Annotated in this window: 15 protein-coding genes; 2 read left to right on the top strand and 13 right to left on the bottom strand. The window is 37.4% G+C overall.

Annotated elements, in window-relative coordinates; genetic code table 11:
• Nucleotides 1-10: 10 nt before the first annotated feature.
• The 13 genes from ACQH1X_RS03900 to rhuM all read right to left on the bottom strand — a co-directional run bounded on the left by ACQH1X_RS03900 (nt 11) and on the right by rhuM (nt 10,664).
• Nucleotides 11-1,015 carry a major capsid protein gene (locus ACQH1X_RS03900; protein ID WP_425386607.1) on the bottom strand — a complete coding sequence of 335 codons (1,005 nt, stop codon included), beginning with the start codon at nt 1,013-1,015 and terminating at the stop codon, nt 11-13.
• A gap of 44 nt (nt 1,016-1,059) precedes the next feature.
• The gene (locus ACQH1X_RS03895; RefSeq protein WP_425386606.1) at nt 1,060-1,428 is read right to left on the bottom strand and encodes a head decoration protein; all 369 of its coding nucleotides are present in this window, start codon (nt 1,426-1,428) and stop codon (nt 1,060-1,062) included.
• Nucleotides 1,429-1,613: 185 nt separating this feature from the next.
• On the bottom strand, nt 1,614-2,708 hold the full coding sequence (locus ACQH1X_RS03890) for a S49 family peptidase (RefSeq protein ID WP_425386605.1): 1,095 nt from the start codon (nt 2,706-2,708) through the stop codon (nt 1,614-1,616).
• Nucleotides 2,705-4,120, bottom strand: a complete 1,416-nt coding sequence (locus tag ACQH1X_RS03885) for a phage portal protein (RefSeq protein ID WP_425386604.1) — start codon at nt 4,118-4,120, stop codon at nt 2,705-2,707. Before ACQH1X_RS03885 ends, ACQH1X_RS03890 begins: the two co-directional genes overlap by 4 nt.
• A gap of 121 nt (nt 4,121-4,241) precedes the next feature.
• The gene (locus ACQH1X_RS03880) at nt 4,242-4,466 is read right to left on the bottom strand and encodes a type II toxin-antitoxin system RelE family toxin (protein WP_425386603.1); all 225 of its coding nucleotides are present in this window, start codon (nt 4,464-4,466) and stop codon (nt 4,242-4,244) included.
• Between the two features lie 30 nt (nt 4,467-4,496).
• Nucleotides 4,497-4,754: a hypothetical protein gene (locus tag ACQH1X_RS03875; RefSeq protein ID WP_264688165.1), complete on the bottom strand. Its 258-nt coding sequence runs from the start codon at nt 4,752-4,754 to the stop codon at nt 4,497-4,499.
• A 40-nt stretch (nt 4,755-4,794) separates the two neighbouring features.
• A complete protein-coding gene (locus ACQH1X_RS03870) occupies nt 4,795-5,028 on the bottom strand; it encodes a hypothetical protein (RefSeq protein WP_425386662.1) in 234 nt (77 codons plus the stop codon).
• Complete coding sequence (locus ACQH1X_RS03865) at nt 5,021-6,868, bottom strand: phage terminase large subunit family protein (RefSeq protein WP_425386602.1); 1,848 nt, start codon at nt 6,866-6,868, stop codon at nt 5,021-5,023. The genes ACQH1X_RS03870 and ACQH1X_RS03865 overlap by 8 nt, the downstream gene beginning before the upstream one ends.
• Nucleotides 6,865-7,098 carry a hypothetical protein gene (locus ACQH1X_RS03860; RefSeq protein WP_265026482.1) on the bottom strand — a complete coding sequence of 78 codons (234 nt, stop codon included), beginning with the start codon at nt 7,096-7,098 and terminating at the stop codon, nt 6,865-6,867. The genes ACQH1X_RS03865 and ACQH1X_RS03860 overlap by 4 nt, the downstream gene beginning before the upstream one ends.
• Nucleotides 7,098-7,589 carry a helix-turn-helix domain-containing protein gene (locus ACQH1X_RS03855; RefSeq protein ID WP_341814678.1) on the bottom strand — a complete coding sequence of 164 codons (492 nt, stop codon included), beginning with the start codon at nt 7,587-7,589 and terminating at the stop codon, nt 7,098-7,100. Before ACQH1X_RS03855 ends, ACQH1X_RS03860 begins: the two co-directional genes overlap by 1 nt.
• A gap of 35 nt (nt 7,590-7,624) precedes the next feature.
• Nucleotides 7,625-8,857, bottom strand: coding sequence for a DNA modification methylase (locus tag ACQH1X_RS03850; RefSeq protein ID WP_425386601.1), 1,233 nt, complete (start codon nt 8,855-8,857; stop codon nt 7,625-7,627).
• Between the two features lie 132 nt (nt 8,858-8,989).
• A complete protein-coding gene (locus ACQH1X_RS03845) occupies nt 8,990-9,454 on the bottom strand; it encodes a crossover junction endodeoxyribonuclease RuvC (RefSeq protein ID WP_425386600.1) in 465 nt (154 codons plus the stop codon).
• Nucleotides 9,455-9,491: 37 nt separating this feature from the next.
• Nucleotides 9,492-10,664: a RhuM family protein gene (gene rhuM, locus ACQH1X_RS03840; RefSeq protein ID WP_425386599.1), complete on the bottom strand. Its 1,173-nt coding sequence runs from the start codon at nt 10,662-10,664 to the stop codon at nt 9,492-9,494.
• A gap of 134 nt (nt 10,665-10,798) precedes the next feature.
• Here rhuM and ACQH1X_RS03835 point away from each other — a divergent pair, with 134 nt between their 5' ends.
• Nucleotides 10,799-12,031 carry a hypothetical protein gene (locus ACQH1X_RS03835; protein WP_425386598.1) on the top strand — a complete coding sequence of 411 codons (1,233 nt, stop codon included), beginning with the start codon at nt 10,799-10,801 and terminating at the stop codon, nt 12,029-12,031.
• Nucleotides 11,997-13,121, top strand: coding sequence for a hypothetical protein (locus ACQH1X_RS03830; RefSeq protein WP_425386597.1), 1,125 nt, complete (start codon nt 11,997-11,999; stop codon nt 13,119-13,121). The genes ACQH1X_RS03835 and ACQH1X_RS03830 overlap by 35 nt, the downstream gene beginning before the upstream one ends.
• The last annotated feature ends 209 nt before the right edge of the window (nt 13,122-13,330 follow it).

Here is a 13,330-nt window from a genome sequence, read left to right as displayed (position 1 = left end):
ACCAGTATTGTTATGCTGCAACGACTTTGATTAATATTCCTGGACGATGGCACATTGGTAAAGGATTTGACTGAGTATGTAAATCGGTCCCTCTATCAAATCTTCTTGGCTCTTGTTTTGCATACAATGGCTGACCAAGGGTATTCACCGTCTCATTAAAGTCCGCTGGCGCAAAGTAAGTAGTAAATGTGCTTGCTGTACCAAGTGGAAAACAGTGTCCTGTGTCTTTTTCTATAAATCTTCTCACATTTCCTTCAGGATCGGTTGCTTGCCCTCTGTACTCCTCAAATGTTATTCCACAAAACGTAAATCCTGACCTCATGTCGTTCCGGAGTGCTGCTCCTTCTTGCCATCTCTCGTATGCTTCTTTTACTTTGGCATGAGAAGTTAGTGCATCAAAAAACTCAGGACTTACCAGCGCATGAATCCCGGTCATATATTCACCACTTAAGTTGTCCTCAACATGCCTCAATACTTCCAGACACTTACGCTTGACATCTGTCGTTGCTGTTCCCAATGCGAAATTTACCACTTTTGGCGTAATTTCAAATTCGTTGTAAAGATTCAATAACTCACTGCCATCAGCATCCAGAATAATCCCTTTTAACGCCCCCATCCGCAAATGTTCTAATGTTATCGCGTGTTTATTCCTCATCAACTCCAGGTGATCTGTTACCACGTTGGCCAACGCTTTCAGTTCATTCTCTGACCCAAATGCCCTTATCCCTTGCACTTCCTCAGGTAACACTACATCATCATGGGGAATATGTGGTATCGTAAATGTTCTTATTTTTCGTTTTCCACGTTTTCCCACTGTTGCAGGCGCTCCCGGAACTTGCGTTGGTAATAAACTCAATACTCCGTTTTGCTCTTCTATCGTAATATGTCGGAATCTTACTGATCTACTTGGAAATAAATTTAAATTTTCGACGCGACCATAATTTATCGGCAATATGTTTATTGCTTTAGTCAATTCCGTCATACTAAATGCTGGATTTGTAAATGGATTTTGCATGTTTTTCCCCTTGTTTTCCCTATTAATTTAAGTTGAGTTGAAGTTTAGACACCTTTGCGGATGATGATACCCCGTGCGTCAAGTTGTTTTATTGCTGCAGCTTTCTGCTCTTCGGTGATATTTGCTGGCCACACCACTGCATGATCCGCTAGCATTGCTATACGTGTAATGATTACTGCTTTGGTGGTTTCCGTTGCGTTTACATCACTTGTTATCACACCTATCGCCGTTTGTGTGCCATCTGTGGCCGTTGCATTTATAATTTTAATTAGATCATCTTTATCACGACCAACAACCGTACCAAGCTTTAGGTTTTGCCCCTTTGCTACTGTTATTTGGTCTCTTGAATATAGATTAGACACTTCATATTTTAGAAGATCGCCTAAATTATTTCCTTCTGTTATACTTGTCATGTTTTTCTCCCTGTTTTAGTTTATTCCGCTGTCTTTATAACTGTTATATTCCGCGGCTTATAATTGTGGCGCGTTTTAACTACCGCCGCGTATGTTAGCGCTATATACGGCGGTTATAAGATAATCAGCTTTATTTTACCGCGGTGTTTAAAGTTGCTATACGTCGCGGTAAAAGATATACCACCTTATAGTTGGCTATTCTGGCGTGCTTTGACCACTTCCATCATCAAGTCTTCCGGTGAACTCTGTGGTATTGTGCTCAGTATCTCTGTCTTCTTCGTTCTCTCCGCCAGTATCGACATTAATATTTCTTGGGCTTGTTTTGCATTTACATTTTGTTCGATAAATTCTCCTATTTTCTCTGGCATCTTTGATAAATTACATAATCGTATTATCTCTAAAATTTCTCCACGACAGCTCTCGTACCCTAAACATCTTCCTTGCTCAATTAGATCATCAATATCTATTGCTTGTTCTTTTATCTCAGTTTTAGTCATATTATTTCTCCTATAATTATCTATAAATTCAGAAAACGTTGTGATTCCATCAGCAAGTCCAATCTCTATTGCTTTCTCACCAAAATATAGCCCTGCTTCCGTTGATTTGATTTTTTCCGTGGACAAATTTCTGTTTCTTGCTATGAGACGGGAAAGCATTTTATATAGGCGGTCTACTTCCTCTTGTAAGCTTTCCACACTTTCTGATGTTATTGGCTCATGCGGATTTAAATCGTTCTTTCGACTTCCAGCAAAAACAGTTGTATATTTTATCCCTTGCTTTTCATCAAATCCACTTTGATCTATATGACTTGCTATTACTCCTATGCTTCCTACTCCTGATGTTCTCGTTACCAATACTTCTTCAGCACTTGACGCTATCGCATACGCTGCAGAATATGCATCATCATTTGCTATCGCTATTATCCTCTTTTTTCCTCTTGCACTGTAGATAAAATCAGCAAGGTCAAATAAACCGTTTACTTCTCCTCCAGGGCTGTCTATATCCAAAATTATTGTTTCTACTTCTTCATCTATTAAAGCTTTTTCTATCTCTTCACGTATCTTCTCATATGATGTCATTCCTAAAATATCGTCAAAAACCTCTGACTTTTTCGTCAAGATTCCATTTATCGGTATTACTGCTATTTTTTCTACGTCGTTCTTTACAGAGTGTTTTATGTTTTTAAACGTAGGGTGTTTTGCTGCATGTAATGACAGTAATTCAAAACTTCTCGCCTCTATCATCATTGGCTTGCTCAGCAAAGTCATTTGTGTTGTCATATTACTTCGGTATTAGAATTTACATCAGAATCAAAACTTAAGCCCAATTCACTCGCACGCCTTTGATCTTCAGCAATTTCCTGGTCGATTTCTTCTACATCATAACCAAGTTCCGAAACCACCTCCGACCTGCTCTTAAACCCATTCCTTACTGCCATTTGCTGTGCTTGCTGGTCTTTTAGTGGATCTACGTAAGCACACCCTTGCGGTATCCATTTTACCTCTTCTTTTCCCCCTTTTTTTTCACCTATATCCAGTTCTCCAGATAGTATTGCTAATTCTAACCACCTATCCCATACTGGCCGGCAAAGCTGAAATACTACCACGTTATGCTGTAACATCGCGCACCTCCTACGAAACTCTATTAACCCAGCTCTTATTGATGAATAATTGACACCACTTAGATCTCCTGTTAGCTGCTCGTAAGTTATCCCTGTGCCTACTGCTATTGCCCTGAGTTGCTGTTTCATGAATGCTTCATAACTTCCCCCAACGTCTGATGGTTCCGAGAACTTAATATCTTCTCCGGGATCAAGTAATTGCATAGTCCCAGGTTCTAAGCCAGACAGCGCTACTCCATGTTCATTACTCTCTCCTTCTCCCATGATGTTCGCTTCAGGATCAAGTCTCGTAATAAATCCCGCAAACATCGCTGCTGTCTTTTTTCTGACTAATTCCGCATCATCGTATTGATCAAGTTCATAGAGCTTTAACAGTACACTGGACAACCATGGTACTCCTCGAATCTGCCCGGGTCTCAGTAGCCTATAGATATGTAAAACATCATTTGCTGGCACTCTCACTGATTCGCCAAACGAGCCTTCACCTGGATGTTCTCTAAATAGGTAATACGCTTCTCTTTGCCCAAGTCGGTTAAATTCAATCCCGTTTCTTATTACATTACCATTGGCAAGGGTTTGATTGCTCTTATTGTCTAAATGCTCTGATTCAAGTACTTGTAATTGCAACGGCACACAAAGACCATCTTCTCGTTTTCTTGTTCGGAGTCTTACAAAACATTCTCCTCCTTCTATCATGCTTCTACATACAAGAGCTTGTAATCCATAAAAATCACTTACTCCGCTACTGTCTGCTTCATCTGTCCATCTTAGCCATAACTCTTGCACTTTTTTCCGAAACTCTCCATCCTTTGCTTTTGACTGCGGCTTTATTCCTGTCCCAACGCAATTACTCACTATCGTATCGATTATGTTTGTCGCATAGGAGTTCTTTCTTACCATATCACGAGAGCGGCTACGTAGGTGCTCAAGGCTCTGAGAAAGCAAATTGTTTATACTTCCTGACTCTGGTTGAAAGTGCAATAATCTCCTTCCTGAGCCTGACGCATCCCATGCTGAACCTTTAGGCTTTGGTGGTTTGCGGAATAATTGTTTAAATGATTTCAATAACATTTAGCCTCTGATTGTTTTAATTATGCAGCAGGTTGTTGCACAAATTTATAGTTTAATATTGAGAAATTTCAGCAAGCTGCTGGAGAATTTGGTCATTGACTTTTTATAGTGCATTTACCTCTTAATAAATGGTACTTCTGTGTCCTATTTCTGTGATGATTACTGTGTTCTCTAATTTATCTACTTTATAAATAATCCGATAATCGCCTACTCTTAATCTTTTACTTCCTACTAATCTACCACTTAATGGTTTACCAAGATTAATTGGATCAATTGTAAGCCGCTCGTCTATAGCTCTTCTAATTCTTGATCTTATTGTTGGTGGTAAAGTAAGGAAATCTCTCAAGAACCTTTTCTGAATAGATAATATTGTATTTCACTCATCTTTAATTGTCTTTGCAGATAATATTTTATCCCAATCGACATCCTCACTTCTGACCGTCTTTGCATCTGGCACATCACGTTCTTTTATAATTTCAGCCATCTCTTTCTCTGCTTCAAATTCTTCTTTCACAAGACACACTAAAACTTCTGGTATAGTTTTATTCCATGCTTTTGCGACCTCTGTAAGATACTGAGCAAATTCACCCTCGAAACTTACATTAATATTGAGCTTTTTTTGACTTTGAGCCATATGATTAACCAGAAAACATCAACTATAGACTATAACATTTTTACACAATTTTGTCAATCCCCTTACTCGTTGAAATAACAATCTTTCTCTTTGGCTTCACACCTGCAACTTTCAGCTCAGATTTAATGCGTTGTCTTAAGCTCAAGAGGTCATTTATCTGCACTTCTCCGTACCGAACTACATGGTCACCATATGCAATTGAGACAACCCTTTCCCCGCTCTGTAGCTTCTTTATCGCTTCTTCTACTTGTGCTAAGTATTCTTCACTATACATTTTGCTCACTCAGCCACTTACTTTTTCTCACTCTTTTTGACTTTTTAGCTTTTTCACCTACTAAACTTTCCCATTTACTCTCTGGCCATCTATCTATTCCCAGTGCTATCGATGCTGCTCTTGCATAAACTCTGCAATCTAGTACTTCATTTCGGTCTCTTATCTTTTGCCATTCTTGTTTGGTATACCCTTTTACTACCTTGGTAATTAGTTGCTCTGCGGTTAGCTGCTTAAAATATTCAGGTGGATATTCGGGAAAATGACAATACCCAGGTAGCCCTTCTTTTAAAACATTAAGTAATTGGAAAAGCTCTGACTTTAATATCGATACCCCAACTGGCCACAGCTTTATTCCTCTTTTTAGTTTTTGTCCGCCAACTGTTACATCTACTCTACTTGGGCTGTTAAGTGGCACTAGCGCTTTGTTTGCCCCTTTCACTGCCATTACTCTTCCCTGACCTTGGTGACCTCTCACCCAGTTGTATACCTCTTGTGTTGCATACCCAGCATCTACCGCCATCATGCTTATCATGTATTCAAGACCATTTTCACCGATAAAATGATGATTCAAGAGCTCTGAAAGTTTTTCCCATACTTCTTCCCCTCCCGGATCTCCCTCAAATACCTGGTAGTCTATTGACCAACTTTCTCGGTTTCTTCCCCATGCTACAATCTCTGCCTCTAAACGATCTTTTTGTACATCAACCCCTGCCGTCAATATCACTTTGCCCCTCGGCACTGTACCAATCGGAAAAGATTCTCTTCGGTTAAATAATTGCTTCCAGTCTGGTACTTCTCCTTTATCTACCCAAGTTTCTCCCAGCGTTGTATTTATCCATACTTTTAATAATTGCTCATTATCCTTGCTATGCAGATAATCTTCCACTGCTTGTTTCCAGCTATACCAACCAACTGGGCTATACAAGCTCGATAAATGAAACCCTATTTTCCCCCCTTCTTTTGCTTCTTTTGCCCCTTTTTCACCTCCTTCCACTGTTGCTCTCCATTTTCCACGGGCTAGCATCTCTGTTTTTTGATGATTTTCTATTTTGCCGTTACATTCTATACACACATAGTGCGCTGTTGCTGGGTTCTTCTCTTTCCACTTTATCTGTGGCCATTTTAACACCTGATAGTAATTACAATGCGGACATGGGAGAAAGAAATATCGTTTGTCTGAACTCTCAAATTCCTTCTCTATTCTGCTTATTCCGTGAACTGTTGGTGTCGATACCAAAAAAATCTTTCGACGAGCAAAAGTATTAGTTCGGGCTATGCTGAGTAAAACCGGATCTCCTTCTCCTCCTGAATCTCCTGGATATGCATCTACTTCATCAAGAAAAAGATATTTTACCGGCATAGAGCGCAGACCCACTGGACTGTTTGCTCCAGTTACTACTACCGTTCCTCCCGGAAATTCCTTACTTTGTACAGTGTTGCCTGAATCTCTCGACCTTGGATCTTTTATTTTACTCCTTAAACATGATGTATCTTCAATGAGCGGCGCAAATCTTCCCTTTGACCAACGCTTTCCCATTTCTACTGTTGGTTGTACTACCAGCATAGGGCCTGGTGTTTGGTCGATTATATATCCTATCCAGTTATTCCCAGCTTCTGTTCCTCCTATCTGCGCTCCTTTCATGAATACCACTTTTTCAGCCGGTGAAGACGAAGATAGTGAATCCATTATTTCTCTGAGGTATGGCGTTCTCTCTGTTCTCCATTTTCCTGGCTCTGATGACGCTATCGTTGAAAGTTGACGATTCTTATCTGCCCACTCTGATACTTTAAGTGGTGAATCTGGCTTCAGCCCTATACAAAAGCTATTGCTATAAATCATAGTGTTATTTGCTGCTGAAATTTTGCTACTTTCACATCGGTCAGAATAGAACGTTTGCAGTAGACATCAGTTGCATCTTTAGCAAAACAACTTAGAATAATGACTGCAATTATTCCTGCATACGCTGTAGAAATAGAGATGCTTATAGCTATTGAGCCTATTATTATAAGGCGTCTACTAATTTTCTTTAATAATTTTAAATTATTTGAATATAAATTAACAGCAGTCATTAAAATGTATTTTTCGATAATTCTTCGAGGGCATTGGTAATCTCTTCTGTTAACGTCTCATGGATCTTCTCTGTGTCATTCATCGATGCCAGTAATGCTGATACTCTGTCTGGGATATTCAAAAGATTATTTCTCACTACTCTTGCCACGTTAAATGCTTCAGTCTTTACTTCTTCTACTGAGATAAGTTCACCAATTTCAGCTTTTGCCTTTGCCTCGAGCAGTTTTCCCCGCTCCATCTCATTTTTTATCCGCGTTTTTAGCAACATCGTGGAAAGTTTATTATTTCCCCTTTCTTCACCTTCTGGATTTTTTCTCCTCAGTGGTTGACTTGGATCTCGTATTGCTGCCACCGCTTCATTTGCTTGTTCTCGGTCAATCAAACCATCCTCCAGCTCAACTATTCCTTTTTTTACTAAATAACAGACGTATTGCTTTGAAACTCCTAGTTCTCTTGCCCATTCTGTCTGCGTGATTTTCCCTCTTTCCACCTTTCTTTCCCCTCTTTTTTTCCTTATTTCGCCCCTTACTGTCTTGATTCTTGAATTTGCGCAAAAGTTTTACCAGAACCGAAAAGGGTGGAATCTCTTCCCGTATACACCTGCCAACGCTTTATCGTTACATCTACGAAGGCGGAATCAAGTTCTATGGTTCTACAGATTCTTCCTGTCCTCTCACATGCAATTAATGTGCTCCCAGAACCACTAAATGGATCAAGAACTATGTCTCCTGGTCTACTGCTGTTTACTATCGCTCTCTCCATTAACTCCACTGGTTTCATCGTTGGATGCAGTGAGTTGTATGTTGGCTTATCGTAAAACCAGAGATCACTTTGATTGCGTCCTCCATGCCACTCACGCTTATTGCCGTTTTTCCAACCGTAGAGTATTGTTTCGTATTGTCTTTGATAATCAGATCTTCCTAGCGTAAAATGATTCTTTGCCCAGATGATGAATGTCGACCAACGACCACCTGCTTCTTCAAATACCTTTTGCAAGGTCGAAAGCTCAGATGATGATGCACAAATGTAAATTGCCCCTTTGGTGTATGCTAAAACGTGAGAACAAATGTCATAAAGGAACAATTCGTAATTTTCACCTTGATCATCGTTTAGTATTTTTTTGTCTTCTCTTTCCTGACTGTCACCATATGCTACGTTATACGGAGGGTCACACACGGTAATATCTGCCATTTTATCGTCTAATACCGCTTTAAACGATTCAACCAGACAACTATCACCACAGTAGATTCTATGCCCACCTAAAATCCATAGATCCCCTGGTTTTGACACTACTGACTTTTTATCAACCAATTCCACCCCCTCTTTTTCCCCTCTTTCTACCTCTTCTTTTCCATCAATGTCGTCGAGAAAGCGTTGAACTTTTTCTAGCTCAAATCCGGTCATTTTGAGGTCAAACTCTAAGTCTTCTAACTCTTGAATTTCCAATTTCAAAAGATCATCGTCCCACTTTGCCCAGTTAGCTGATTGATTTGCTAGTAACCGAAAAGCTTTGGTTTGGGCATCACTTAAGTTATCACTTAACACCACTGGAATACTCTCCATGCCCAGTTTTCTTGCTGCTTTGAGGCGTAAATGACCATCAACCACAGTTCCATCGCTTTTTGCAACTATCGGAATACGAAAACCAAATTCCCGAATTGAAGCACACATTCTGTTTACTACCTTGTCATTATCACGAGGATTGCGCTCATATTCGACAAGATTTTCAATAGGATAGTAGTGTATTGCTAAGTTCATATTCTTATTAAATTACTAGTGGAGATTCTTAACGACTTGTTAAAAAGTTAATAATTAAAATACGTCTGACGCTAGAGAGGGACCGGGCTTTTCGCCACCAAAGCAGCCTGGCTGGCGGGAAGGACCCACATTCTATGGGATGTTTAGCATATTAAAATCTTTACTAAAATTATTAACATAAAACATCAATGCCAAAGCATCTGCTTCATTATCGTCTTGAGGGAAAAAACCTTTGCCTTTCACAGCTTCAATAACTTCACCCTTACTTGCATTGCCCTTGCCAGTGATAAAACGTTTTATGGTCCCCACAGGTACACCTTTGTAAGGTATGTGATGCTCCTCACACCAAGCAGCTAAAACAGCAAAGAAACCACCATAACAATGCGCAGCATCAGTTCCAAGGTGTCTTCTTACTTCTTCAAAATACACTGCAGAAATGTCTTTCAAGGAATTAAGCCAATTATGAAAACTCAAAAAATGCATGCCACCTCCGCTGAAACGGCTACCATGAAAGTTTTCACTGCCACTTTGAATTACTCCATCTGTAAGAATTGCCCAACCTGTCTGTTTGCCGAGGTCTAGTGTTAGGATTGACATATTTTATTTTTTATATACTTATAGACCTTTAGTTTTTCTACTTATAAGGAGATTTCTTAATTAGAGTTTTCTTTCTATTTTCTTCTACCAATTTATCAAAGTCTGACTTGTATGATTTATCTTGTGTTTTTCTGAATTCTTTATATTCTTCTGCAGCTAAGGCAATTGCTACCTCATGAGAAACTTTACCGCAGTTCTTTAATATCTCTTGCTCATTAAATTTTAAAAATGCATCAAGCTTTTCCTTCCAATCTTTCATATACATTACCTTACCTCGAGCAGCTTGAAACTCTGCGTGGTCTATATACATATTCACTATCTTATTCAGTTGAGCAATTTCATTTCTATCTAAGTAGTTTCTTGCTATATGTGTATCAGAAAGAAAAATTTTCCTTTTAGGTGCTTCTCGCCAATTTGTTAGGCCCATATTTGGTTTATTTCTATTTGCTCTATTTGTTATAATTTCCGCTGCTGTATTCCCGGTAATGGCAAAATGTAGTTTATTTTGCACTATAGCAAAGAAATTTTTTGTTTCAATTGCACAACTTGAATAATCTGCTGAAGTTGCATAAATATCTGTAATTTTCTGGTAAGCCATACGCTCACTAGCTCGAATTTCTCTTATTTCTTCAACTAGCTCGTCAAAAAACCTGGCATCAAATTTTGTACCATTTTTAAACCTGTTACTATCTATTGCAAAGCCTTTAAAAATGTACTTCTTTAGTTTATCGGTTGCCCATGTACGAAAAGCTATGCCACTAACACGATAGCCTACTGATATAACAGCTTCTAAATTGTAGAACACTACATTACGTTTTACCTCTCTTTCTCCCTCTTTTTGAATTATCGAAAATTCTTCGGTAGTTGAACTTTTATCTAACTCTTTACTTAGATAAATATTCTTTAGGTGCAATGAAATATTATCACTTGAACAACCAAATAGCTCAGCTATATGTTTTTGTGTAAGCCACAGATTATCATTTTCAAACCTGACCTCTATATGTACCTTTCCATCTTCTGTCTCATAAAATAAGATTTCATTGTTATCTGGTTTCATACATCTTTTTAAATTGTTATCTGCTTTAAGTAGCAATTTTATTTGAAAGAGATTTCCATATTCTGTTCTGGGATTGCTTTTATCATAAAGTTTTAAGCTTATATAATATATATTCAGGATTTGAAAAATTTTTGTCCAAAAAATCTTCTTCATAAATAAACTTTTTAGAAAAAAACTTGGTTAAAAATCAGTAAACAACCATTGTATAACTATTGGTCAAGACTTTCAGATTTCTATCTTAATAATGTAAATACCATATTATGCTGCACGGTATTATTTAATCTTTTATGCAAATTTATCCAAACCGTAAATTCTGGGAAGATGATTTAGAAGTACCAGTTAACTACTTACTTGAGCGTTTTCACAATACAGAAGTGCGTCATTCCTGGATGAATTCACTTTCTGGTAGGCAGTTAAGTGTTATCTTTCAACACTGCTTTAAAGACAAACTAAATGGTCAACTCTTTGATGATGAACACTACGATAACACATCCATACAATATAAACGTAAAGTGATTGCTAAACATTTAGACTCTCTAGTTATTTATTATCTGATTAGCTGTTTTGACCGTGCAAAGCTTGAAGCTACTGTCAGTGAAATTGCAAGATCTGCATTGACTGAGGAACTCATGAAATCCTACCTTCTAAAAGGTAACAATAAATACGACAAAAAGTCTTTGTTATTTCTATTGTTTCATGTAGATCACAACCTTTTAAAGTCTGTCTATCACTTTGAAAAAATACAAAGAAAAGGTTCTGTATCATTTGCTCTACAAGAGACACCACGACAACCAAATGTTCCATTTAAAGACTTCATCTCTCAGGAAACCATAGTGCAGATATTGAAAGAAGACGACATTAAGAGAAATGACGGTTTTGAAAATCAATTACAAGGTTTCTTCTACCATCAAAATCGTTTATATGTATTAGTGCGTAGAGCTAGTGGTATAGATTTACTACTAAACTCAAACAAGGTTATTCATGGTCATAAGCCAGATTGGATGATTTTGGATTTTCTAGTTAATGGTACTCAAGTAGATCTTACTGCCAAAAATATTGATCAAGCTACAGAGATAGCAAATAGCATTGCAAGTCGTTATTTTAGCTCTGAATGTGTTTTTGTAAATGTGCAGGATAAAAACTTTGCAGAGCAAGTGTATAAATTCATTAAAGTTTGTGTTGATGGCTCTGATTCAAATATATTCACTTTTGAGTTAAAATTTCAGTCAAATCGTTTTAAATATAGCAACACTTGCATTACTTTAACCGTTATACCACATGATCCTATTGCATCTGAGCTTTATATTTTACACCCTTCTATTGGTGATATACTAAAATCTATTGAATTGATGAAGATAATATTTCAAGGCAAAAAGATAGGATTATTTTTTAAGCGAAGTGATGAGTACATAGCAATTTACTACTCTGAACATCCATTGAATAAAAAGGAAAGAGAAGATTTTAAAGCATATATGAAACAGTCTTATGGTCTTACAATCTTGCCAAGAGCAAATTTCTGACATTTTTAGTTCTGGTAGTTCCTGGGTTAATTCAAATCAAAATTATATCAAAGCAGCAAAGTATTTGTCAGATCTTGAATTAATTAAGATGCAAGAGAGGTCCTACATTATCTGCTCTCATAGACAAGATAAATTAGATTGGCCAAACGTAGTTGATCCATACTGTAACAATGAGATTTTCATTGATGAGAACTTTAACGAAGCATGCGATAATATAATTTGTGAAAATTGCAACCGTGATATTTTACCTAATACCTACAAGAAGCAAAGATTTCACCGCTTATCTGTATATTTAAACCCAGAGAAATTTATGAATTGGTTTGAAGGTCAGCTAAGTGATATAAATTTTATGTGGCAAAAAGTAGAAAGTGGAGTTTATCATGTTGGTGGACAAGGTAAGATTGTAAGTTTAATCATACTTGATTTTTGCACCAATCCAACATTCTTAACGATAGATAAGCTTAAAGCTAATCCAACTGTATTAATAATACTGAGAAAAAATCTATCAAACATACCTCTTGATTTGTTCATAGTAGAAATGATTGACCTTTTCTCTCAGCGCAAGACTTTACTTGAAGTATTTCAAGAAGCAGCACAAAGAGGAGTACCAGAGTTCATACCAAATACTTCAATGCAAATCTTACATACTGCGTACATTCCACTTAATCTAATTGAACCTCCTAAAGAGAAGGAATTACTAAAGTTGCAATTGGTAGAAGGCTCACTTTACGTAAATAATATAGAGATTCTAAATAAGAAAGCTGTAGCATGTATGAAAGTTTTTCGCATATTATTTGAACAATTTTTGCATGATTGTAAAAAAGAATTACCTCCTGAAAAACACACATTGCTTAGCATAACTCAAATAGAAAAACACCTACGTATTGAGCCAGAAGCAGATCCAGAACATCACATCAGAAAACCACTAAACACAATCCAAAGAACAATAAAAACCACCTTAGCTAAAAAGTTAGGACTAAACATCGAACGTAATGATGTGATTCAAACAGTTGGTTGGCCTGGATCATCGCGTAAAGATTATGGTTACCGTATTAACCCTTTTACTTTGGTTATAAAAGCAACTCGTTAAGTTTTAGAGATACTAAATAACCAAAGTTTTTCACTAAAAAACCAATTAAGAGCCATAAGTTACGTAAAATATCGACTATACAAATCCGTCATACATTAAAAAAGTTTCTTTACAACTAAAATAAAACGTGATAAAATCAACACAGGGTCTTTGTTCTAAGTTAAGACATGGTGTTAATCGGCTTTTAAGGGCTGTTATAAGCGTTCTTT

Source organism: Wolbachia endosymbiont (group A) of Barypeithes pellucidus, from assembly GCF_964030885.1.
Taxonomy (GTDB): domain Bacteria; phylum Pseudomonadota; class Alphaproteobacteria; order Rickettsiales; family Anaplasmataceae; genus Wolbachia.
This window is presented reverse-complemented; position numbering and strand designations above follow the sequence as displayed.